The organism is Hyphomicrobiales bacterium (assembly GCA_002869065.1).
Taxonomy (GTDB): Bacteria; Pseudomonadota; Alphaproteobacteria; order Rhizobiales; family Rhodobiaceae; genus Rhodobium.
In genome coordinates this window covers 71818-92700 of the sequence record PKTR01000001.1, presented here as the reverse complement: position 1 = coordinate 92700, position 20883 = coordinate 71818, and the positions used below count along the sequence as shown (strand labels likewise).

23 protein-coding genes are annotated in these 20883 nt (G+C 62.3%); 7 read left to right on the top strand and 16 right to left on the bottom strand.

Features of this window, described 5'->3' with window-relative positions; genetic code table 11:
* Positions 1–23: 23 nt before the first annotated feature.
* Together C0606_00460 and C0606_00455 are read right to left on the bottom strand one after the other, a co-directional pair.
* A complete protein-coding gene (locus C0606_00460) occupies positions 24–554 on the bottom strand; it encodes a hypothetical protein (GenBank protein ID PLX39053.1) in 531 nt (176 codons plus the stop codon).
* A gap of 228 nt (positions 555–782) precedes the next feature.
* Positions 783–1253 carry a YcgN family cysteine cluster protein gene (locus tag C0606_00455; GenBank protein PLX39052.1) on the bottom strand — a complete coding sequence of 157 codons (471 nt, stop codon included), beginning with the start codon at positions 1251–1253 and terminating at the stop codon, positions 783–785.
* 128 nt (positions 1254–1381) lie between these two features.
* On the opposite strand from C0606_00455, the gene C0606_00450 reads away from it, so the two are divergent.
* Genes C0606_00450 through C0606_00440 form a run of 3 tightly spaced genes read left to right on the top strand, consistent with a single transcriptional unit; the run spans position 1382 to position 4709 of the window.
* Positions 1382–3583, top strand: a complete 2202-nt coding sequence (locus C0606_00450) for a penicillin-binding protein (GenBank protein PLX39051.1) — start codon at positions 1382–1384, stop codon at positions 3581–3583.
* 2 nt (positions 3584–3585) lie between these two features.
* Positions 3586–4161 carry a hypothetical protein gene (locus C0606_00445; GenBank protein ID PLX39050.1) on the top strand — a complete coding sequence of 192 codons (576 nt, stop codon included), beginning with the start codon at positions 3586–3588 and terminating at the stop codon, positions 4159–4161.
* A complete protein-coding gene (locus tag C0606_00440) occupies positions 4158–4709 on the top strand; it encodes a hypothetical protein (protein PLX39049.1) in 552 nt (183 codons plus the stop codon). Before C0606_00445 ends, C0606_00440 begins: the two co-directional genes overlap by 4 nt.
* A 39-nt stretch (positions 4710–4748) precedes the next feature.
* Here C0606_00440 and C0606_00435 read toward each other — a convergent pair whose 3' ends face one another.
* Positions 4749–5627, bottom strand: coding sequence for a hypothetical protein (locus C0606_00435; protein PLX39048.1), 879 nt, complete (start codon positions 5625–5627; stop codon positions 4749–4751).
* A gap of 326 nt (positions 5628–5953) precedes the next feature.
* Between C0606_00435 and C0606_00430 the strand changes: the two genes are divergently transcribed.
* A complete protein-coding gene (locus tag C0606_00430; protein PLX39047.1) occupies positions 5954–7219 on the top strand; it encodes a hypothetical protein in 1266 nt (421 codons plus the stop codon).
* 14 nt (positions 7220–7233) lie between these two features.
* Here the strand turns inward: C0606_00430 and C0606_00425 are convergent, their stop codons facing one another.
* Genes C0606_00425 through C0606_00415 form a run of 3 tightly spaced genes read right to left on the bottom strand, consistent with a single transcriptional unit; the run spans position 7234 to position 10121 of the window.
* Positions 7234–7569, bottom strand: coding sequence for a DUF1491 domain-containing protein (locus C0606_00425; protein ID PLX39627.1), 336 nt, complete (start codon positions 7567–7569; stop codon positions 7234–7236).
* A gap of 22 nt (positions 7570–7591) precedes the next feature.
* The gene (locus C0606_00420; GenBank protein ID PLX39046.1) at positions 7592–8320 is read right to left on the bottom strand and encodes a peptidoglycan-binding protein; all 729 of its coding nucleotides are present in this window, start codon (positions 8318–8320) and stop codon (positions 7592–7594) included.
* A gap of 4 nt (positions 8321–8324) precedes the next feature.
* The gene (locus tag C0606_00415; GenBank protein ID PLX39045.1) at positions 8325–10121 is read right to left on the bottom strand and encodes a PAS domain-containing sensor histidine kinase; all 1797 of its coding nucleotides are present in this window, start codon (positions 10119–10121) and stop codon (positions 8325–8327) included.
* 496 nt (positions 10122–10617) lie between these two features.
* On the opposite strand from C0606_00415, the gene C0606_00410 reads away from it, so the two are divergent.
* Positions 10618–10968 carry a hypothetical protein gene (locus tag C0606_00410; protein PLX39044.1) on the top strand — a complete coding sequence of 117 codons (351 nt, stop codon included), beginning with the start codon at positions 10618–10620 and terminating at the stop codon, positions 10966–10968.
* A 281-nt stretch (positions 10969–11249) separates the two neighbouring features.
* Entirely contained in the window at positions 11250–11669 is a 420-nt protein-coding gene (locus C0606_00405) for a cysteine desulfuration protein SufE (protein PLX39043.1), read from the top strand.
* 19 nt (positions 11670–11688) lie between these two features.
* Here C0606_00405 and C0606_00400 read toward each other — a convergent pair whose 3' ends face one another.
* Together C0606_00400 and C0606_00395 are read right to left on the bottom strand one after the other, a co-directional pair.
* Positions 11689–12579 (bottom strand): hypothetical protein, encoded by an 891-nt coding sequence (locus C0606_00400; protein PLX39042.1) that lies wholly within the window; start codon positions 12577–12579, stop codon positions 11689–11691.
* A complete protein-coding gene (locus tag C0606_00395; GenBank protein ID PLX39041.1) occupies positions 12576–12932 on the bottom strand; it encodes a hypothetical protein in 357 nt (118 codons plus the stop codon). The genes C0606_00400 and C0606_00395 overlap by 4 nt, the downstream gene beginning before the upstream one ends.
* A gap of 670 nt (positions 12933–13602) precedes the next feature.
* Here C0606_00395 and C0606_00390 point away from each other — a divergent pair.
* Positions 13603–13806 (top strand): hypothetical protein, encoded by a 204-nt coding sequence (locus C0606_00390; protein PLX39626.1) that lies wholly within the window; start codon positions 13603–13605, stop codon positions 13804–13806.
* Between the two features lie 163 nt (positions 13807–13969).
* Here the strand turns inward: C0606_00390 and C0606_00385 are convergent, their stop codons facing one another.
* From C0606_00385 to C0606_00350, 8 genes are all read right to left on the bottom strand, one after another.
* Positions 13970–14386: a MucR family transcriptional regulator gene (locus C0606_00385; GenBank protein ID PLX39040.1), complete on the bottom strand. Its 417-nt coding sequence runs from the start codon at positions 14384–14386 to the stop codon at positions 13970–13972.
* A 358-nt stretch (positions 14387–14744) separates the two neighbouring features.
* A complete protein-coding gene (locus C0606_00380; protein PLX39039.1) occupies positions 14745–15089 on the bottom strand; it encodes a Na+/H+ antiporter subunit G in 345 nt (114 codons plus the stop codon).
* The gene (locus tag C0606_00375; GenBank protein ID PLX39038.1) at positions 15089–15418 is read right to left on the bottom strand and encodes a cation:proton antiporter; all 330 of its coding nucleotides are present in this window, start codon (positions 15416–15418) and stop codon (positions 15089–15091) included. Before C0606_00375 ends, C0606_00380 begins: the two co-directional genes overlap by 1 nt.
* A complete protein-coding gene (locus C0606_00370) occupies positions 15415–15891 on the bottom strand; it encodes a Na+/H+ antiporter subunit E (protein PLX39037.1) in 477 nt (158 codons plus the stop codon). The genes C0606_00375 and C0606_00370 overlap by 4 nt, the downstream gene beginning before the upstream one ends.
* Positions 15888–17474 carry a Na+/H+ antiporter subunit D gene (locus tag C0606_00365; protein PLX39036.1) on the bottom strand — a complete coding sequence of 529 codons (1587 nt, stop codon included), beginning with the start codon at positions 17472–17474 and terminating at the stop codon, positions 15888–15890. The genes C0606_00370 and C0606_00365 overlap by 4 nt, the downstream gene beginning before the upstream one ends.
* 2 nt (positions 17475–17476) lie before the next feature.
* Positions 17477–17854 (bottom strand): cation:proton antiporter, encoded by a 378-nt coding sequence (locus tag C0606_00360; protein ID PLX39035.1) that lies wholly within the window; start codon positions 17852–17854, stop codon positions 17477–17479.
* Complete coding sequence (locus tag C0606_00355) at positions 17854–18273, bottom strand: Na(+)/H(+) antiporter subunit B (GenBank protein PLX39034.1); 420 nt, start codon at positions 18271–18273, stop codon at positions 17854–17856. The genes C0606_00360 and C0606_00355 overlap by 1 nt, the downstream gene beginning before the upstream one ends.
* Entirely contained in the window at positions 18270–20669 is a 2400-nt protein-coding gene (locus tag C0606_00350) for a Na(+)/H(+) antiporter subunit A (protein ID PLX39033.1), read from the bottom strand. Before C0606_00350 ends, C0606_00355 begins: the two co-directional genes overlap by 4 nt.
* Positions 20670–20883 lie beyond the last annotated feature (214 nt).

Below are 20883 nucleotides of genomic sequence, written 5' to 3'. Positions count from 1 at the left end.
CCAGCCAGTCGGCGGTCAGCCCCTCACCCGCTGTCCTTCGCGCACAGTCGATCCAGGCGGCGCGCAAGCTCCGCCCTGAGTTCGTCGAGGTCGACGGTCGGTTCGGTCTCGGCTTCACAGGTCTCTCTGTTGGCTGCGTCGAGGTCGGTCAGCTTCGACAAGGTCTGGACAAGTGCACCGAGATGCTTGGCATCGGCTTCGCGCGGGCGTCCTTCGGTTCCCTCTGCAAGGAAGCGGCTCTCGACTTCCGCGATCTGCACTTCGCAAGCGCGATAGAGCCGTTCGATCAGGTTCCGGCGTTCGGCAGCTCCAAGCGGCGGCAACCTGTCGGGGACGGCAGGCACCACAACCGAAGCCGTTGTTTCATCGGCTTTGCGTGTCGACCGGCGTTGCCAGTCTTCCTTTCTGGCACGCCGATAGAGACGTCCTGCCGAGACGCCGAACCGGCGGCACAGTGCCGCGACCGGTTCCGCGCCGCCCTCATAGGCAACACGCAACGACGCCCAGTCGGTGGCACCCGACGGGTCGTTTTTCGATGCTTTCGATTCGGCCATAAAAAAAGCCGGCAGCTTTCGCTCCGGCGTTCCGTTCAGACTGCAATGTCTCTGTTTGTCGGGCGCCGCCTCTTGGGCGCAACTGTCCGACGATGACAAAACCCTACCGAACCAGCGTTGCGCTGTCAATGCATTTATTCCTATTTTTTTCTCTTTTTTCCTATTTCCCCGGAGAAAGTGCTGCCAAATTCGAGGCGCCACAAGCCCCGCGCGCGCGATCTTTTTTGCCTATCCCCGGCTCCTTTCGGGAACCTCGCCGGGCCAAGCGACCAGAAAGTCCTCGTACTCCTCGATTTCGATACCGTCCTCACTGACCGTTCGGCCACGCACGGAGACGCCAGCGGTGTGGACCGTCTCTGCCGATCCCGAGATCAGCGGATGCCACCAGGGCAAATCCTGCCCCTCGGCAAGCAGACGATAGGCGCAGGTCGGCGGCAGCCAGGTCAGGCGGCGCACGGTCGCGGCATCGAGGGGCACGCAATCCGGCACGGTCTCGGTGCGGGTTTCGTAGTCGCGGCAGCGGCAGGAGGCGTCATCGAGCAACGAACAGGCAATGTTGGTCCAGGCGATTTCGCCGGTATCCCAGTCCTCAAGCTTGTTGAGGCAGCAACGGGCGCACCCGTCGCAAAGGGATTCCCATTCCTCTTTCGTCAGGGCCTCTAATGGCTTATCTTTCCAGAAGGCTGCATTGCCGTTCATATTTGCATTGACCTGTGGCTTTGTTTTGCCGTTCTTTTCTGAGCGGACGTAACGTAAACGATCCCATTGGACAATCGCCAGGCGCAGTCATTGCGGCCTAGGGGGGCCGAGGACCGGACGGAAGACAAGTGTCAGAGCCCAACCCGCGACCCAAAAAACGCTGGCGCGATCGCATAGCGTCCCGTTTGCTGGCCCTGGATGCCTGGATCGATACCTCGGTCTGGCGTCTCGGCGTTGTACTGTCTCGCTTCTTCGAAATCTACGGCACATTCATGCGCCGTTTCCGGGTGACCGGTTTCCGCAAGATGCTGGCGGAAGTCGGCTCGGAGAGCTTCACGCTGGGTGCGGTCGGTGCTGTTGTCATGCTGACCTTCGCCCTGCCGGCGTTCGAGGAGACGCGCGACGGCTGGCAGGCGACCTCCGACTATTCGGTCACGTTCCTGGACCGCAACGGCAAGGAGATCGGCAAGCGCGGCATGAACCTCGACGATTCGGTGCCGCTCGAGGAATTGCCGGACTATCTGGTGAAGGCCGCGCTGGCGACCGAAGACCGACGCTTCTTCGAGCATTTCGGCATCGACTTCATCGGCACGGCGCGCGCCATGGTCGAGAACGTCCGCGCCCGCACCGTCGTGCAGGGTGGCTCGTCGATCACCCAGCAGCTTGCCAAGAACCTGTTCCTGTCGAACGAACGAACCCTTCAGCGCAAGATCAAGGAAGCCTTCCTCGCGATCTGGCTCGAAGCCAACATGACCAAGCGCGAGATTTTGAAGCTCTATCTCGACCGCGCCTATATGGGCGGCGGCGCGTTCGGCGTCGGTGCGGCTTCCGAGTTCTATTTCGGCAAATCGGTCAAGGAACTGTCGCTTGCCGAGGCTGCGATGCTCGCCGGCCTGTTCAAGGCGCCGACGAAATACGCGCCGCATGTCGATCTGCCGGCGGCGCGCGCGCGGGCAAACGAAGTGCTGAGCAACATGGTCGAGGCCGGCTTCCTGACCGAAGGCCAGGTCATCGGCGCGCGGCGCAATCCGGCCGTCGTCGTCGACCGCAGCAAGCAGGAGCTGCCGGACTACTTCCTCGACTGGGCGTTCGAAGAGGTCCAGAAGATCGCGCCGGGCCCCGATCACGTGCTGACGGTGAAGACCACCATCGACATGGATCTGCAGCGCAAGGCGGAGGAAGCGGTCGAATCCTCGCTGCGGCAATACGGCCGTGACTATGCCGTCCGACAAGCCGCCATGGCGTCCGTCGAAACCGATGGCGCGCTGCGCGCAATGGTCGGCGGGCTCGATTACGGTGCCAGCCAGTTCAACCGCGCCACGGATGCGTTGCGCCAGCCCGGATCGTCGTTCAAACCGTTCGTCTATATGACCGCCTTCATGAACGGCTTCAGCGCCGACAGTGTCATCGTCGACGGGCCGGTCAGAATCGGTCGATGGTCGCCGCGGAACTACGGCCGCAGCTACAGGGGCCGCGTCACCCTGACAACTGCCCTGGTGCGATCCATCAACACCATCCCGGTGAAGCTTTCGCTGAAGATCGGCCGCGACAAGATCATCGACACGGCCTACCGAATGGGCATCCGCTCCGAGCTGCGCAACGACAAATCGCTGCCGCTCGGCACGTCGGAAGTCCGTGTCATCGACATGGCGGCTGCATATGCCGCTTTTGCGAATGGCGGTCGCCTTGCCCTGCCCTACGCCGCGACGGAGATCTACAGCTCGGACGGCGATCTGATCTGGAAGCGCTCCCGCGACGGACCCAAGCCGCAGCAGATCCTGCCGCCGGACAAAGTCGTGGAGATAAACAAGATTCTCAATCAGGTCGTCGAGGCTGGCACTGGACGGCGCGCGCGGCTGGACGGCATCCGCGCTGCCGGGAAGACCGGCACGACGCAAGCCTATCGCGATGCCTGGTTCGTCGGGTTCACCGGAAATTTCTCCACTGCCGTGTGGTTCGGCAACGACAACTTTTCCGGAACCCGGCGCATGACGGGCGGCAGCCTGCCGGCCATGACATGGCAGAACTACATGACCTTTGCCCATTCCAACGTGAAACTGAAACCAATCGCGGGCTTTGAAGGGGTCGATGGCGGCCCGGGGAGCAGCGCCTTGAAAGTTGCCGCGGAAGGAACCGGCGACGCGACGCAGCCGGCCCAAATCTTTGCGCTTTCGGCGAAGTCGCGCGCGGTTCTCGGCAAGATCGAGCGTATGCTCGCCGGCGGACGGAACGAGGCCGCCCTGCGCGCTCCCGCCCTGCCGGTCGCGGGCCAACTCGCCGTCGCAGCCGACAGCGCTGCAACCGGCACCCCAACCACGGCGGAACAGTAGTCGTGCGTTTCGTATTCGATCTCCTGCTGGCCTCAGCGATAGGTCTTGTCGTCGGCCTTGGATCGGCCAAATACGCTGTCGAGAATGGCGCCCGGGTCGATGCCACCCGCATCGGGCCATGGGTTGCTTCGCCGCGCGCCGGAACGCCCCATGCCGACCCCTATTCGGCGGCCGCCTTTGCCCGCACCGGCGAAATCGCGCTGGGTCCCGGCGAAGGCCTCGCCTTTATCGCCGTCAATGACAGTGGCGGACGGGAGCTGAACGGTGCGTGCAGCTACGCGATAGCGGGAAGCATGCCGGCGGCCCGACTGTGGACCCTGACAGCCGTTGATGCCAACGGGTTGGTCGCGACCGGGAACGGCTTCCACCGGGGTCTGCACAGCCAGGAAGTGCTGCGTGACCGCGGCGGGGATGTCACCATCACCGTGTCGACGACAGCACGGAGCGGCAACTGGCTTAGCCTGCGCGATCCTGGCGCCTTCCGGCTGGTGCTGCGTCTCTATGATACGCCGCTGGCCAGTGGGGAAAACCTCGCACGCCCGACCCTTCCCGAGATCAAGCGGGAGGACTGCCGATGACCCGGACTCTTCTGTTTGCGCTTGGCGGCCTCGTGTTGGGCGGTATCATTCACATCGTCGTGGTGTTGCTGGTGCCGGGTTATGCGCCCGCCGACGCGTGGACCCGCATCAACGACCTGACCGAACGCGAGCGCTTCACCGTGCTGCGTTACGAAACCGGCGAAAGCGATGCGGTTCCGATGCTCGACCCGCTGATGCGCCACGCGGTGTGCCGTTTCTCGATCGAGGCTGCACCGATCCGTGTGCGGGCAACCATACCCGGCGATTTCTGGTCGGTTGCGTTGTTCAACAGTGGCGGCGAGAACGTCTACAGCATCAACAACGACTCTGTCGGTTCAACGAGCCTCGACATGCTCGTTCTCACCGTGGACCAGCTGGCGCAGTTGCGCGAAAACCCTCCCGACGACCTCGATCAGATGCTGATCATCGAATCCGCGGATGACAGAGGTTTTGTGCTGCTCAGGGCCTTCGTGCCCGATCCGTCGATGGAAGGCTCGATATCAGTGGCCATGAACGAGGCCCGCTGCGAACTGCAGACCGGCCTGTAAAACAGCCAGCGCGAAAGCGTTCTGCCGGAACCCGCCCTGCTATTTGACAATGCCGGCGTCGGCGTCGCTCGCCCATGGCCGCATCAGACGCGATGGGCGGACGGGACCGGCTTCAAGACGCTCGGAATCGAGCTGACCGGCCTCTGCCTCGGCGATTGCCGCGGCAAGTCGCCGCCAGGCGACGTTCGCTTCGTAAAGCCGCTGTGAGGGGGTCTCGACCTCGAGCCGATCGATGGCGTGGCGATAGGCGGCGAGACGGAAGCGCAGCGCGCGCCAGACCCAGTGAATGACCGCAACGTTTTCGGCAACACGCGTCTTGGCGTCCTGGCGTTGCGCATCGGTCAGATCCGGCGACACCTGCGCGACCCGCAGCCGTTCCTCGTCGACGGCGGTGACCTGGCGCGCCAGCTCGTAGAACGGACCGACCAGCTCGGCATCCGCATTCATGTCCGACATCAGTCGGTCGTAACGGCTTTCGCTGGAGCGGAACGCGTCCTTGCGCAGCAACTCGTAATATTTCGTCGGATCGAGTTTGGTGTCGATCGGCTCGAGAATGCCGGTGCGCTGCCCTTCGACCAGCGACGCGGCGATCCAGTCGGCCGTGTGGGGCGGGCGGACGATTGCGTAGGCGCGATTGCGCAATTCCTTCTCACCGTCGGTGAGATTGAACTTGGAAACCGGCGCATAAACGCCATTGCCGCGGGCCGCGCGGCGCACATTGGTCATCCGTGTGCCGATTGCCGGCATCACATTGTCATGGACGACGGACGGCTTGGCGCGGCCGAAATCCCCTTCAGGACGACCACAGCCGGCAAGCGCCGCCGCACACAGCGCAACGGCGGCAAACACCACCGTCGCCTTGCGCTTGCGAGCCAATGCCCGATCGATTGCGTACCCGTCGCCCTGCCCTGTGCTCATTATCCTCAACGCCGTTTGAGCGGCCCTTCCTCGCCTGGCATGGCGAAGGCTGGTGACTCGTCCGGCGCGCGGGCCGCATCCCGGACGCGTTCAATGCGAATCCCGGGAAATATTACGATGCGGGGCTCACCAGCGTCCACGGAGGATCGACGCGGACGCGGTTGCGAATTTTCGGGCAGCGCGAATTCCAGAACAGTACCCATACCGTTCTCCCTGGCCTTTCCGTGGCGCTAAGCGGGTGCCCCCCTGCAGACAGCCCCGAGGAAATGCTGGGCGCATTAAGACATTATCAAGGTTAACAGTCTGCTAACGAATTTTCGGCGACAATGGGCGAGAGTTGGGGCAAAGGCGCGGTGCGTTCCGGCGCCCTGCACAAGGACTGGTCTTGCCGCGACGCCCGCGCACGATTTTCGAAAGGCGTCGCGCCCGCACCCGAGGTCGCCGCCATGTCGTTTTCGATTGCAGATTTCGAGAAACTCGCCCGCAACGCCGGCCCCGACCGTAGCGCCGCATTGCTGCGTGCCTGCGCGGAACTCTATGCGAGCGAGGACAAACATACAGAGCGCGAGCGGCGACTGTTCCAGAGCATCGTCTACGATCTATTCGGCACCTGCGGCAGTGACGGAAAACGTGTGCTGGCGGATCTGGTGGCCGCTCATCCCGAAACGCCGAAGCCGGTGCTTCGCCTGCTCTATCGGGAACCGATCGACATCGCCCGTCAGGTGATCCTGCGCTCGCCGCAACTCGACGAGCTGGAGATGTTGCGGATCGCCAACCTCGGCGGCGCGCATCTGCAAACGCTCGCCGAGCGTCCGGACCTGCCGCTGCTTGCCTTGCAGGCAATCGTAATGGCCGACGACCTTGGCGCGATCGGAGCGTTGATCGGCAATCGCTCGGTGTCGCTGGAGCCGGTACCGTTCGAGAAACTGCTGCAGGCGGTTACCCGCAACCACAGGCTCGGCGATCAACTCGCCTTGCGCCCGGACATTGCCGGCGAGCGCCTTGTCGAGATTTTCCTCGATCTCGGGCGCGCGGGGCGTGAACGGGTTGTCGCGGCCGTCGAGCACAAGCTCCTCGGCGCCTCCGTCGGCCGCAAGCCCATACCGGTGACCACGAAGGTTTCCGGCAATGGTCATTATCCGCTCTACAAGGCAATCTACTCGCGCGACCGCGAGCTGCTGCTCTCACTGCTCGCGCAGGAATTCGACCTGCGGCGGACACTCGTCGAGCGTATTCTCGACGATGCCACCGGGGAACCCATCGCGGTCTTGCTGAAGGCCTCCGGGATTCCGACCGATCGGGCGATTGCCGCCTTCTCGGACATCATTCCGACGCTGGCCCAGTCGAGCGACAAAGTGCGGTCTCTGACCCGGTTCTTCGACCGCCTGTCGGTGAAAGCCGCGCTCTATCTGATCGACCAGTGGCGGATTTCCGACCAGCCCGCCATGCGCGTGCCGCCGCATCTGGTATCGCCGGTGCACAAGCTGGCCGCAGCAGAGAGCCAGCGCCGGCTCAAGGCGCAGGTCACGCAGCCAACCGGCGACGCCGACAACGATCGCGGCAAATCCCCGAAAAAAGTGGATGCAGCGTAGCGGTAGAGCTTCGCTCAAAGCCCGTCGAGAAAAGCGCGACCCTCACGGTCCTCAATTTCAACGATCCACAGGTCGCTGTCGAAGCGCGCCTCGCGCGTCAACCGCTCGTCGATTTCGCTTTCCGGGCATTCCTCAAGCACCCGCTCAAACAGGCGGTCGCGTGGCCGGTCTTCATCGAAGTCGGTCTGCGGCGCCGGACCGTACAGGTCGAAGCGCCCGTACAGACGATTGATTTTGAGGAAGATCGCGCCGGCCTCGGTTGCTCCGCGACGGGCGACAAGCGCCATCGCACCGGCCGAAAAACAGCGGCGGACATGGGCCGACACCCACAGATCGGACGTGACTCGAATGCTCATAGCCGAAGCTTATAGGCTATCGGGTGTTTCCAGCGAAGAGTTGCAGATCGCGGATCACCTTGGCACTCAGCGCGCCCGTGACCGGGAGGCCCTGATCCTTCTCGAACCGGCTGATAGCGGTCGAGGTTGCCGATCCCATATATCCGTCGACTGTCAGAGGGCCGTAGCCGAGCTTGTTGAGAAGCGTCTGGATCGAGGCGATCTCGCGGCGTGCCTCATCCATCGGCGCAGCGGGCGCGTCGCGATCGGCGGGAATCGGTGTCGGTGCCACAGTGGCCGTGGATCCGGACGGCGCAATGGTCGAGAGCTGGATCTGCGCGAGCAGACGCTCGCTCGGCTCGCCCGTCGTCAGCAGTCCGGCAGCCCGTTCGAAGCCGCGAATCGCATCACCGGTGACCGGGCCGACCACGCCGTCGATCGGACCCTGATAAAAGCCACGTTCGGCAAGTCCGGTCTGAATATCGCGCACCAGCGCGGCCGAAGGTGCATTGAGCAGGCGCTGGGTCCGCACCGCCCGCGAACTGCCCGGTGCGGGCTGATCGAAAGGCCTGGTCTCGAACAGCGGCGCGGGGTGCCGCTCCTTCTGCATGAAGGCTGCATTGGTGACGATTGCGATCATGACGGCAGCTGTGACCAGCATGCCGCCGGACGTCACCGGGTCTCTGGTCAAACGTCCCAGCAGACGAATCGGCACCGAACCGGGGCGCGGCCCGTCCATAAGATCGTCGAGATCCTTGTCTCTCATTCCCCTACCCTGCAAGTCGCTTCACTTCGGCGGTGACGCCGTGATCCATCTTCGGCTTGGCGCGTGCATTGATCGGTTCGGCGGCCGCTTCGCAGTTGATCGGCAGCCAGATCGTGACGTCGGTCCCCTTGCCGAGCTGGCTCGAGATATTGACCGAACCACCATGCAGCTTGACGAGACCGTTGACGACGGAGAGGCCCAGCCCGGTTCCGTCGTGGCGACGGTCGTAGCCGGAATCCGCCTGGAAAAAGGGATTGCCGAGGTTCGGGATATCCTGCTCTGCGATGCCGATGCCGTCGTCGGCAACAATGATCGCAACGCGCGTTCCCTCGCGCCGGCAACCGAGCACGATACGGCCGCCCGGATTGGTGAACTTCACCGAGTTCGAAAGCAGGTTCAACAGGATCTGCTTGCAGGCCCGGCGGTCGGCTACGATCTCGGGCAGGCTGCCATCGCACTGGGTGACGATGGACACACCGCGCTCCGCGGCCTGGTGTTCCATCAGCCGGCTGCAATTGTCGAGCAAGGCGGTCAGGTCGAACGGCTCGGCAACGATCTCGAAATTGCCCGACTCGATCTTCGACATGTCGAGAATGTCGTTGACCACCTGCAGCAGGTGATGACCGGAGTCGTGGATCAGCTTGGCGTATTCCTTGGTGCGCGCAGCCTGGTCGGGGAAAGCGATACCCTCGCTGAGGATTTCCGAGAAACCGATGATCGCATTCAGTGGCGTGCGCAGCTCATGACTGACATTGGCAAGGAAACGGGTCTTGGTGTTGCTCGCTTCTTCGGCTGCGGTCCGCGCGTGGCGAAGCTCGTCTTCCTGCTGTTTGCGCGCGGTGATATCGCGAATGACGGCGACCACTTCGGCATTGCCGTTGACCGGATCGGGCATGGAGAGCGGCTGGCAGCGCATTTCCAGCCAGATATAGCTGGCAGGGACCCCGCCCCCTACCGAACGCAGGCCGCGGAACTCGACCGAGCCGGGTTCGCCGTTGGCGAGCGCGTCGGACAGGGTCTTGAGATAGGCAGGACGGTCGGCAACGTGAACGCGATGGAACAGCCCGGCGCCGATTGCATCGCCGTGCTCGATGCCGAACAGTTTGGTCACGGCCGGCGAAATGAACACGGTATCGCCATTGGCCGAGTGCAGGCTGACGACGTCGGTCATGTTCTCGCCGACGACTCGATAGCGCGCTTCCCTGTCCTCGAGAGCCTTCAACGAGGTCTGAAAGAAGCTGTCGGAACGCAACGCGACGAGCCCGCCATAAAGAAGTCCGGCAAGAACGATGCAGAACTGAGCGACCCAGATCGGCTGCATCAGCCAGAAGGCGCCCGGCATCAACCCACTCGCTTGTGAGACCGCAACGCCGGTCAGCCCGGCCGCCGCGACGAGCATCGAACCGAAGATCACGCGGCGCGAACCCGACAATGCCCCCTCGACGGGAACCAGAACCAGCCAAAGCAGTGCCGGAGAGGTCAGACCGCCAGTCAGCATCGCCACCCAGGCGATAAGCCCGGCGAAGGCAACCGAACCAGCGAGCGATGCGGCTTCAAATCGCCCTGTGCGAGAGAGGAAAAGTCCGATCGGCGCCTGCGCGGCGAGAAATGCGAACGAAACGACCGCGTGGCCGTTGATCGTACCGATCCAGGCAAGATAGAGCGGGAGGATCGCCAGCGCGCAAAGCCCACCAAGCAGATTGGCCGCGATAAAGGCCCGGTGCCGAGCGGCAACGAGAGCATCATCGGCCACCGAGGGATGGACCAGCCCATCCACGAAGCGCCCGATCTGGCCAAACATTGGGTTACGCGACAACTTACCGATCCGACGTGCTCCCGGCACGCCGCCCCTGTCCTTATGAGTTGGATGATCGTCCCACCGGGGACTTAAGGAACGCTAAAATCGGCGGGTACGACTGTCGCGATCGGGGCCTGGGAATGGTCTTTTCGGGTCCCCGATAGGGCCTTTTTCCAATCGTGGTTAATGGCACCTTGCGTTTTTACCCACATGAACCCGCGAAAGGGCGTCGGGCGGCACCGAATGGCGGCGCGCGGCGAATCGCGAGATTCCGAGAAGTGCATAGAAAGCCGCAACTTCTCTCCGGCCGATAGAATTTGATGAAAATTTGAATCGTTTTTTCGGCAAATTTTCTTCAAGTTAAATTCGATCTTTCTCAGAATTTTCGGAAAATCACGGCGGTATTCCCAAATATTTTTTCAGTCCTGTTTGTTAGAACATCCCCAGTCGACGCAAAAACAAAACAAGTAGTCGATCTTCTAAGAGAAAGGGCAGAACTATGTCTCTTATTCGCACGGCTTTTTGGCTTTGCCTTCTGATCGCGGTACTTCCGATCGAACCGGATACCAGCGACAACACCGCCCAGACCGACATCTCGACGTGGGAAGCAATCGGCGCGGCGCAATCGATCTATTCTGACATTTCCGGCTTCTGCGAGCGCAATCCGGCGACCTGCGAAACCGGCCAGAGCGCGGCGAACGCCTTCTCCAACAAGGCCAAGGCAAGCGCCAAGGCGCTCTACGAGTATCTGAACGACGACGAAACTGCCGCACCGGCGCCGGTGCCGGCATCCACCGAACCCGCTGGCAAAGTCTCGCCCGCCCCGACAAATCCGGCCCAGCCGGTCTGACCCCTGTTTCCGGCGAACGGACGTCTGCCCGACGCGTCCGTATCGCCACCCTGCGAAGCAATGAGCACCACGCTCATGCCACGCGTCGCCAACAATCGCTGAACGCGGTTTCGAGAGCCTGACCACTTTTCGATGGACACTGATCCATCGGCGCCGCGAACGAATACTGCCCTTTTCGTTCGCGGCGTTTTTTCTTTTCGCCGCACAGTCCCTGCGGTTTCCCTCGTGCACCGATCGAACTATATCTGCCCGTGAACAACGAGCATGAAGCGGGACGCGTGATGGATATCGACGAGATTCTCGACAATTTTTCTTTCCTCGAGGAATGGGACGACCGCTACCGCTATCTCGTCGAGCTGGGCCGGGACATCGAACCGTTGCCGGAAACCGAGCGCACCGACACCAACAAGGTGCTTGGCTGCGTCAGTCAGGTCTGGCTTTCGACGTCGATCGACGGCAGCGGCGACTCGGCCACTCTGACCTTCATTGGCGACAGCGATGCGCATATCGTGCGCGGACTTCTGGCGATCCTCATCGCGATGTGCTCGGGAAAGACGGCAGCCGAGCTGCGCGCGCTCGACCTGGAAGGCACGTTCCGCACCCTCGGCCTTGAGGATCATCTCACGCCGCAGCGCGCGAACGGGCTGAAGGCGATGATCCAGCGGGTTCGCGCAGATGCGGAGCGGGCGCGCGCTGCTTAGAGCGCTGTTCCTCTCCCTCTTAAAGAGTCGGACGGTAGTCCGTCGCGCCCCAATGACGAACCGACCCTTTTCGGTTCGCAAAGTCGCCGCCATAACCATAATGCCGGGCGAGGCGCGTCAGCCCGAGGACGAGAATGACCTTGGCCGACCTTGCCGGCCACTGGCGTTCCTTTTCGACCTCGGCCAGTCCTTTCAAAAAACAGCAGACATCGATCAACACACCGGACAGTTCCGGCCCGACCGCATCGAGTGCCTTTTCCACATGCACACGCGCGGCCAACGCGGCATCGGTGAGATCCGACGACCCGCCGGCCTCGCCCGACCGCCGACGCCCCTGATTGATGTCGGCATTCCAGTTCGCGGTGATGCGCGGCATCAGCTGGCCGCGGGTGAAGTCATGCCGCAAACGCTCACCGGCATTGAACTGCGCATCATCCAACAATTTCCTGCCGTCGCGGCTGCGCCGCCGGTAAAGCCAGGCGAGCGGACTTTCCGCATCATCGACCAGACAGGTGTCCGCCGTGCCGTCACCAAGCTCAATACGCCTTTCGGCAATGGAGCCGTGCTGCCGGCGGAAGGCATCGTCGCCGGCAGAAAGGGTACGGCGGAGCCAGGCGCGACCTTCCCGTGTCAGCGAGACAATCTCACTGCCGGTCGGCGCTTTGTCATGCGGACCGGCTTCGGCGATTCGGGATACGGCAACGATCCCGTCCGCCTGCATGCGTTTGATGGCGGCGGCCGCAACGCGGAGCGATCGACGCGAGATCCCCTCTTCAGGCACAAGAACCTTCAGGTCCCGCGTATCTCCGGCATCGCAACGCGCTGCTCCGCAGGCGAGAAAGCGCCCGACACGAATGCGAAGCCTCGCAGCCTCCGCGGCATCCGCCTTGTGTGTTTCCCGGCCGCTCATCCCAGGCACCGCCCGAGTTCGCGGATCGTGTCGTCACGCCAGACCGACAGGGATGTCTCGATTGCCGACAGCGCCCGGTCGACGCGCGGATCGTCGCGGCAATCCTCGATGATGCGGCACGCGTGGGCGGCGGTGGTGCGATCGCGCCCGAACTGGCGGCCGACATCAGTCAGCGAAAGCCCAAGTGCCACATGGGCCGTATACATCGCAACCTGACGGGCAAATGCGACGGCAGCACGCCCTCGCGTCGGTCCCTGCAACTCTGCGACCGAAACATGAAACACCATGGCAATGGTCGCGATGAGAAACTGACACCCAGCTGCCCGATCAAGTTCGTCGGCCTCGAACCCCATCCGGATTGCTTTGTCTGAAACCGGCCCCGGCGGGACCGGCGAACTGCTGTGGCATTGCATGTGGGACGCCCCTTTTTTTTGTCGTTGCAAACGCGAAATTCACCGTTTTAGGTTTTCTTTCCTATTCCAGAAATACGCGTTACAACCATGGCGGGGATAAAAATGCCCCTGCGTCACAATGAAACCGGCACCCGACTTTCCAGCGAACCGGGCCATTCGCAGCCTTAGAAATGTGCCAACGCAGCCGGTCTGGCGGGGATTACGAAATACGCATCGATGGTAACTTCGCTGTGCGCGGCTCCAGCGAACCGATTTTCAAACCATCGCCATCCGTGTCGCCAGTGGGGCCGCCCGCCGAGACACGCCGGCGTCAGCGAGACGCGCAACCAGCCCGTTGGCCACTCAAAAAGGGTTCAATTGGATGCCGTTTTGAGCCCGGCGCGCATTTTCCGAACGCGAGTCGCCCCTCCCCGTTCCCGGCGCCGCCAGCGGAATCGCGATGCGTGGCAAGGCGGGTCAAATCCCCGCGCGTCCCACCGGCGGTATTCTCGTGAGCGGAGGAGACGAGATGACGTAGGAGAATATGGGAACCCGCCTCGAAGAGCTGGCCGCTACGGCGCGTGCGTTAGCGCCTGGCAAAACGGTCACATCCTATCGCAGGGCCCGGCATCTGCCTGGCATCGTTCAGGTAACCGACTATGAATTGCGGGATTTTTCGGCGGAGACGACGGAAACCATCGTCCGACGCATTGCGGCCGCACTGCTGGCGGAGCGAAAGCGCGGCTCTGAAGGGCACTGGAGCTACAGCCTAACCCGGCATATCGCGCTTCAGCAGGCCTACGCCGCGGAGTACGACACGCTGGCAGGCGGGTGAGCGCCCTTTGGACCGGCGCGATCCATAAGGAGGGAGAAACCGCCCCCCTTTTCCCACCTTCTAAATACCTGTTTCCAATGATATGCAACCGGAAACAGAAGCGCCGCGGAGGCCAAGAGACCCCCGCGGCGCATCAAACAGGATTACTGTTTCTAGCGGACTATTACTTGGAGCGGCGACGCTGCTGGCCGAGGCCCATTTTCTTGGCCAGGTCGGAACGGGCAGCCGCATAGCTCGGCGCCACCATCGGATAATCGGCCGGCAAACCCCACTTTTCCCGGTATTCCTCGGGCGTCATATCGTAATGGGTCCGCAGGTGACGCTTCAGCGATTTGAACTTCTTGCCGTCTTCCAAGCAGATGATGTAGTCCGGCGTAACGGACTTCTTGATCGCAACAGCAGGACGAAGCGGTTCCGGCTCCGGCTCAGCCATCCCGTCCCGCGTTTTCTGGAGCGCCGAGTAAACTTCCGAAATCATGCCCGGCACCTCGGAAGCTGCAACCGTATTGTTGCTGACATATGCAGAAATAATGTCCGCCGTCAGGTCGATAAGGTTGGCTCCAATAGCTTCTTCACTCATCTTTCTTCCATTCTTTGCGTTATCTACGCAGATATCAATTGTTGAATGTGACGGACAGACCGTCGGATTCTGCCGAGCTCACAAGTATGGAAACGCGAACTAAACGCTCTGCAAGGACCCACTCTCGGCTTGGGTCAATGTATATTCGAAAAATAAAAGAACACAAGTGAAGATGCCGCTTTCTTCAAGCAAATAGGTTAAAACTATCGGGATGAGGAAAAAACGAGCAGTTTTGACTTTTTTCTATGCGACAATATGTCGGGAACTGTCACCTTTGGGAAGGTTGCATGAGGCATCCGGCATCGAACACCGCGTGCAGCGACGATTCAACCCGCCGACAGGCGATCTGCCAAGCGGACTAATTCGTCTTCTCAAGGGTGTCTTTTAGCGCATCGATGCGCGTGTTCTCGGAAGGCTTGTAGCCGACCATGTAGGCGGCGCGCGCCAGCAGATGCGTCGAAACCGGTGTCGTCAGCAGGAAAAACACCACGCCGGCAATGGCGCGGGAGACGACATCGAGTTCCTGCGCATAGAGCGCAAGTGCGAGAAGCATAACACCGGAGCCGAGGGTTCCGGCCTTACTGGCGGCGTGCATGCGCATGTAAACGTCTTCCAGCCGCAACAGGCCGATGGATGCGACGAGCGCGAAGAACGCGCCGACCACGATCATGACGCCGACGATAATCTGGATGAACGCTTCCATTACGCTTCCTCCGCCTTGGCCGGCGCCGCATCCGCTGTGCCGTCCTCACCGGCTCGTCCGCGATTGAGGACGAAACGGGCAAACGCGACAGTCGCCAGGAATCCGACAAGACCGAGGGCAATGGCGATATCGAGATAGAGGAAATAGCCGGTCTTCACACCGATCACCGCGATGAAGCCGATACCGACGGCAACCAGCATATCGAGCGCGAGAATGCGATCCGGCAGGGTTGGGCCACGGAAGATCCGTACCACGATCAGCACGAAGGACAGTGCCAGAACGGCGAGCGAAAACAGCACGCAGGCCTGGAGGAACGCAGCGGCAGTCATCGGAAGGCCTCCAGGATCTTGCGCTCGAAGCCGTTGCGGATGCCGGTGATTTCGGCCTCCACGTCGGGGACGTCGATGCAGTGGACGTAAAGCGTCTTGCGATCATCCGAGACGTCGACGCTGAGCGTCCCCGGCGTCAGGGTGATCAAGTTGGCGAGCAACGTGATCTCGAAATCGCGGTCGACCGTCAGCGGATAGGCAATGATACCGGGATGCAGGTCGATTTTCGGGGTCAGCACGATCCGGGCGACGCGAACCGCGGAGAGCACGAGTTCATAGAAGAACAGCACGCCAAGGCTGACGAGGCGGTAGGAACGGCGGAAGTAGCCGCTGGTGCCCACCTGCTCGCGGATGATGTAGAGGGCGAACGAGCCGAGGAGAAAGCCGAAGACCAGGTTGAGCAGCGAGAAATTCGCTGTGATCGCCGCCCAGGTGATCGCGAGAATGATATTGACGAGATAGAGCGTCGTCATTGGGCGCCTCCCGGGAAGACCGAACCGATATAGGCCGTGGGATCGACGAAGACGGCGGCCCCGTCCATCGCCATTTTCATGACCGGCTCAGGCATCAGGCCGATCACGACCGCAGCGGCGACAAATACTGTCACCGGGACATAAACCGAAAGCTTGGTGCCCGTTCCCGCCATAGACATCGTCATGGTGGACTGCGCGCCGTCCGGCGTGCCGAGCGGTCCGCCGCGCCAGAATACGTGCAGCCAGAGGCGACCGACGGCAAGCGAGGTCAGGAAGCCCGTGACGAGGATGGCGGTTGCCAGCCAGGTGTGGCCCGTGTCGAGCGACGCGCGCACCAGGATGACTTTCGGCCAGAAACCGGAGAACGGCGGAAGGCCAGCGATCGCGAAAGCGAGAATGAGGAACAGGGCCGCGAGGTACGGCCGGTTGCCATAGAGCCCGCCGAGGCCGGCCAGATCATGCGCGCCGCCGACGCGGATCACGATGCCGATGACGAGGTAGAGCCCGGTCATGACCAGCATGGAATGAATGGCATAAAAGATCGTGCCGCCAATGGCCTCGGGAGTTCCGAGTGCAATGCCGACCAGCATCGAGCCGATACCCGAGATCACCAGATAGCCGAGCGTGCGGCGGACATCCGACTGGGCCAGCGCAGCGAGCACCGCGCTCAACATGGTGAGCGCTGCGATCCACACCAGCAGGCCGGCAAGGTCGACGCGACTTTCCGGCATCAGCATGACGAGTGTGCGCAGCAGGGCGTAGACGCCGACCTTGGTCAGCAGACCGCCGAAGATCGCCGAAACCACGATCCGTGGCGTGTGATAGGAGGCCGGAAGCCAGAAATTCGTTGGGAACGCGGCAGCTTTCATGGCAAAGGCGACGCAGTAAAGCGTTGCGATGGTGCCGATCGGGGCGCCGTCGGGAAGGCTCCGCAGCTTGACCGTGATATCGGCCATGTTGAGGGTACCCAACAAGCCATAGAGATAACCGGTCGCGATCAGGAACAGGGTGGTGGCGATCAGATTCAGGACCGCATATTTGACCGCACCGTCGAGCTGCATGCGCGAGCTGCCGAGGATCAACAGCCCGAAGGACGAGATCAGCATCAGCTCGAACCAGACATAGAGATTGAAGATATCCCCGGTCAGGAACGAGCCCGAGACGCCCGCGAGCAACAACAGCAGCAGCGGATAGAACCCGTAGCGGCGGCTCAATGTGCCGATGTCGGCGCGGGCATAGATGGCGGCAACCAGGCCGATGACGGCCGATGTCAGCGCCAGCAGCGCGCCAACCGTATCGACCGTGAACGCGATGCCGAATGGCGGCAGCCAGCGCCCCATCACCATCGTCACCGGGCCCTTCTCGAGGACGCGCAGGAGAAGCCCCACATCAACGGCAACGAGCAGGGTCAACAGGAAAATCGCGAGCCAGGGCTGAAACGACGTCTTCTTGCGCAGCATCAGCGTTACGGCGCCGCCGAGGATGCAGATCACCATCGGCAGGATGACCAGCCAATCGCCAAGCGCCACGGCCTCGGTGACCATGGCGTGCGATACATCGACGGCGTGGCTTTCAGCGGCCATGGTCAATATCCCATCGGTAGCGGCGGCTCGACCTCCGGCTCGGCGACGCGCATTTCATCGACGTCATCGGTACCAAGCGCCTGGTAGGCGCGGAAGGCGAGCACGAGCAGGAAAGCGAAGAACGAGAACGAAATCACGATCGCCGTCAGGATCAGCGCCTGCGGCAGCGGATTGGCCGTCACGGTTTCGGGCACCATGCGATCCGGCGCGATGATCGGCGGCACCTCGCGGGCAAGCCGTCCGGCGGTGAAGATCAACATGTTCACCGCGTTGGAGATCAGCGCAACGCCGAGCAGAATGCGGATGATGTGGGTCGACAGCATCAGGTAGATGCTGGCGATGAAATAGATCGTGACGAGAAAGGTAAGCGCTACTTCCATCAGTCCCGCTCCCTTTCTTCAAGCGCGAGCGCGATCGTGGTGATCGCGCCGACGACGACGAAATAGACCCCGATATCGAAAACCATCGGCGTCGAGACGGTGATCTCGATGCCGAGCACGTTCGGCGTCGCCCACAAACCGGTAAGGAACGGCACGCCGGCGAGCAGCGAGGGCATGCCGGCAAGTGCTGCCAGCACGAGGCCGAAGGCTGCCAGGCTCATCGGGTGGAAGAACAACGCGCGCCGCACCGGCTGGACACCGCACGCAATGCCGTAAATCGCAAAGGCCGACGCCGCGATCAGCCCGCCGATGAAACCGCCGCCCGGTTCGTTGTGGCCGCGCAGCAGCACGAAAATCGAGAACAGCACCATGATGCTGCTCAGATAGGGCGCGATGGTGCGGAAGATGACGGTACTCACTGGTCAATCCTCCCAGCTTCGGTTGCCGACAGCGCCTGCGCAGGCAGGTCGCCATCGTCCTCGGCTTTTGGCCGCGTGCGGATTCGGATCAACGCCAGAACCGCGAGGCCGGTCACCATCACCACGCCGATTTCGCCCAGCGTATCAAGGCCGCGGAAGTCAACGATGATGACGTTGACGATGTTGCGCCCGTGCGCGATGACGCGGCTGTTTTCGGCGAAGAATTCGGACAGCGTCGCATCGAACGGCATCTGGACGACGGACAGCAGCAGCAGACCGAAGCCGACGCCGACGGCAACGGACAGGGCCACATCCTTGACCATCGCGCCGACCGGACGGTGCTTCGAGGGTCCGAGATCGAGCCGCGTCATGACGAGGGCAAGGATGACGACCGACAGCGTCTCGACCATGAACTGGGTGAACGACAGGTCCGGTGCGCCGAACAGCATGAAAAGCAAGGCAACGGCGAAGCCCTGGATACCGAGCGAGACGATGGCAACGAGCCGTGTCTCGGCGAGCAGAACCGTCGCCAGGCCGAACAGCGCGATGATGATGATCGACCATTCGTAGAACGTGCCGAGTGTGACGTCCGGCATTTCAGGCCAGGCCGGCAACTGGTCAAAGACGATTGGCGGCACCAGCAGGGTCGCGGCGGTGATCAGGAACGTCGCGCCCATGTAGTAGCTCATCTTGCCCGGCTGCAGCACGCGGGCGAGGCGAACGGCGATAGTCAGGATCAGGCGGACGAATTGGTCGAAGCCCTTGTCCGGACCCCAGCCGATGATCTCCAGGACACGCGCGATGGCCGCGCGCGCGCGGTCGAGATTGAGATAGACGATAATGCCGAGCGCGACCGTGATGACCGAGAGGATCAGCGGCGCGCCGATATGGGCGGGTATGAGGTGCAACTCGACGGCGGATGCCTTGCCGAGTACGCTGGTCGCCATCGGACCAATGAGGAACTCGCCGGTTGCGTGCGCGAACAGCGCCGAGCCAAGGCCGACGAGTGACAGCGTAACGGGCCCGAGCCAGAGCAGCGCCGGGCCTTCATGAGCGTGTTTCGGGGTCTCGACCTTCTCGCCAAAGAACGGGCGCAGCGCGACAGCGGCCGCGATCACCAGCATCAGCGCATTGCCGGCAACCGCTGTCATCGTGACCGCGAGACCGGCGCCGTAGGACGCCCAGATGCCTTCGTAGAGCACTTCCTTTGCGATGAAGCCGATGAAGGGTGGCAGGCCGGACATCGATAGCGCGGCAAGAGCAGCGGCGGCGAAGGTGATCGGCATCGCGCCACGCAGCCCGCCGAGCCTGGTGATGTCGCGGGTGCCGGCCTCGTGATCGATGGTGCCGGCGACCATGAAGAGGCCGCCCTTGAACAGGGAGTGGGCGAAGAGATAGAGCACCGCGCCCTCGATCGCCTTGTCCGAGCCGAAGCCGGTCAGCATGACCAGCAGGCCGAGCGAAGCGACGGTCGTATAGGCCAGCATCAGCTTCAAATCGGTCTGGCGCACGGCCAGCAGCGTGCCGATCAGCAGCGTGGCGCCGCCGAACAGCGGCAGCACGGTCGTCCAAAGTTCGGTGCCGCCAAGCAGCGGGTTGACGCGCATCAGCAGATAGACGCCGGCCTTCACCATGGTGGCGGAGTGCAGATAGGCCGACACCGGCGTCGGCGCCTCCATTGCGTTCGGCAACCAGAAATGCATCGGGAACTGCGCCGACTTGGTGAAGGCGCCGCCGAGGATCAGCAGGAAGATCGGCAGATAGAGCGCGTTGCCCTGCAGCCCGCCAGGCATCGCCAGCAGCTCCGACATTTCGCCGATCCCTGTTGCCGAGGCGATCAGCAGGAAGCCGGCGAGCAGCGACAGCCCGCCGCCGCCGGTGACCAGCAGCGCCTGCAGCGCGGCGCGGCGCGAGGCCTCGCGGGTGTTGTCGAAGCCGATCAGCAGGAACGACGTGATCGAGGTCAGCTCCCAGTAGATGAACAGCGTCATCAGATTGTCGGCGAGCACGAGGCCGAGCATCGCGCCCATGAACAGGAACATGAACGAGTAGAACCGCCCCTGCTGCTTGTGGCCCTTCAGATACCCCCCCGAATAGAGGATGATGAAGGTACCGATGCCGGAAATCAGCAGCGCGAAGAGCAGCGACAGGCCGTCGATGAAGAAGGAATAGCGCACGCCGAAGCTCGGCACCCAGTCGACGCCGATGACGAAGCGCTCGCCGTGACCGATGGCGCCGACATAGCTGAAAAGGTGAACGAAAACCGCGGCGGGAATAATCGCCAGAAGCCATCCGGCGGCCTGGCCGGCGATGCGGTGAACAAAAGGAGCAATGGCTGCGGCGACAAACGGCGCCAGAATGGCCAGGAAAGTTCCGTCAGATCCCGTCAGCGCCATGCAATTCTCCAGAACCGGAGGTCCACCCGTACCACGCGGAAAACGAGTGATTCGCCCGCAAAATCAGTTTGGCATACCGTTCTGCCAAGTCGAGGACAAGGCAGCATAATGTGATTAACATCCCGTCAATTCGGAGAACCCCATAGTCCGCCCGTTGACCTTGGCACACGAATGCTTAGGTGATGGAAACATAGTTCAGCCGAGCCGGCGCACA

Excerpts from the sequence above, each read along its gene's own strand:
- C0606_00455 (PLX39052.1), bottom strand. The coding sequence starts at position 1,253 with ATGAACGGCAATGCAGCCTTCTGGAAAGATAAGCCATTAGAGGCCCTG.
- C0606_00410 (PLX39044.1), top strand. The coding sequence starts at position 10,618 with ATGTCTCTTATTCGCACGGCTTTTTGGCTTTGCCTTCTGATCGCGGTA.
- C0606_00350 (PLX39033.1), bottom strand. The coding sequence starts at position 20,669 with ATGGCGCTGACGGGATCTGACGGAACTTTCCTGGCCATTCTGGCGCCG.
- C0606_00435 (PLX39048.1), bottom strand. The coding sequence starts at position 5,627 with ATGAGCACAGGGCAGGGCGACGGGTACGCAATCGATCGGGCATTGGCT.
- C0606_00420 (PLX39046.1), bottom strand. The coding sequence starts at position 8,320 with ATGAGAGACAAGGATCTCGACGATCTTATGGACGGGCCGCGCCCCGGT.
- C0606_00385 (PLX39040.1), bottom strand. The coding sequence starts at position 14,386 with ATGAGTGAAGAAGCTATTGGAGCCAACCTTATCGACCTGACGGCGGAC.
- C0606_00430 (PLX39047.1), top strand. The coding sequence starts at position 5,954 with ATGGGCGAGAGTTGGGGCAAAGGCGCGGTGCGTTCCGGCGCCCTGCAC.
- C0606_00375 (PLX39038.1), bottom strand. The coding sequence starts at position 15,418 with ATGACTGCCGCTGCGTTCCTCCAGGCCTGCGTGCTGTTTTCGCTCGCC.
- C0606_00365 (PLX39036.1), bottom strand. The coding sequence starts at position 17,474 with ATGGCCGCTGAAAGCCACGCCGTCGATGTATCGCACGCCATGGTCACC.
- C0606_00460 (PLX39053.1), bottom strand. The coding sequence starts at position 554 with ATGGCCGAATCGAAAGCATCGAAAAACGACCCGTCGGGTGCCACCGAC.
- C0606_00380 (PLX39039.1), bottom strand. The coding sequence starts at position 15,089 with ATGGAAGCGTTCATCCAGATTATCGTCGGCGTCATGATCGTGGTCGGC.
- C0606_00440 (PLX39049.1), top strand. The coding sequence starts at position 4,158 with ATGACCCGGACTCTTCTGTTTGCGCTTGGCGGCCTCGTGTTGGGCGGT.
- C0606_00395 (PLX39041.1), bottom strand. The coding sequence starts at position 12,932 with ATGGGGTTCGAGGCCGACGAACTTGATCGGGCAGCTGGGTGTCAGTTT.
- C0606_00400 (PLX39042.1), bottom strand. The coding sequence starts at position 12,579 with ATGAGCGGCCGGGAAACACACAAGGCGGATGCCGCGGAGGCTGCGAGG.
- C0606_00405 (PLX39043.1), top strand. The coding sequence starts at position 11,250 with ATGGATATCGACGAGATTCTCGACAATTTTTCTTTCCTCGAGGAATGG.
- C0606_00360 (PLX39035.1), bottom strand. The coding sequence starts at position 17,854 with ATGGAAGTAGCGCTTACCTTTCTCGTCACGATCTATTTCATCGCCAGC.
- C0606_00415 (PLX39045.1), bottom strand. The coding sequence starts at position 10,121 with ATGTTTGGCCAGATCGGGCGCTTCGTGGATGGGCTGGTCCATCCCTCG.
- C0606_00370 (PLX39037.1), bottom strand. The coding sequence starts at position 15,891 with ATGACGACGCTCTATCTCGTCAATATCATTCTCGCGATCACCTGGGCG.